The 496-nt window shown below is 58.9% G+C and carries 1 protein-coding gene; it reads left to right on the forward strand.

Features of this window, described 5'->3' with window-relative positions:
• Window positions 1-133: 133 nt before the first annotated feature.
• Window positions 134-496: DsbA family protein (locus tag EOA24_RS40625; RefSeq protein WP_281059956.1), on the forward strand; the 363-nt coding region annotated here is incomplete at its 3' end.

Raw genomic sequence — 496 nt, forward strand, 5'->3', positions numbered from 1 at the left:
GTGCTCTCCGCCGTGGTTCCGTATCTCTTTTTCAAGCGGCGCGGTTGGCTGTGAAAGGAAATAGGCTGGTTCGGGGCGCTTACTGAAAGTCCCACTTCCCGGAGCGGTCGCGCAGCTCAGCGAATTCGACATCTTGACTATCGCACGACACGTTGGCCTCGAGGTTGAGCAGCTCAAGCGGGACATGGAAGACCGCGCCATCGAAAACGTCCTCGAGCGCAATTGCGCGCTCGCCAAGGAGCTGTACATCAACGTCACGCCGGCGTTGGTTCTCGGCGACGAAGTGATTTCAGGTGTGCTCAAGATTCACACGCTGGAACGCTTCATCGCCAAAGAGCGGGAAGAAGCTAAGCGTCGTGCCGGATCACAACTTCGGCATTTTGACAGCGTGGCGGCCGGTGCGATCCCGTTCTTTGGCCACGAGTGCCGCTTCTCGCGCCGGGCCAAATCTCTTATATGGCCCGGCAACGCGGTGCTAGCGTGCAAAGTCCTGCAT

It is taken from the genome of Mesorhizobium sp. M2A.F.Ca.ET.039.01.1.1 (assembly GCF_003998035.1).
Taxonomy (GTDB): domain Bacteria; phylum Pseudomonadota; class Alphaproteobacteria; order Rhizobiales; family Rhizobiaceae; genus Mesorhizobium.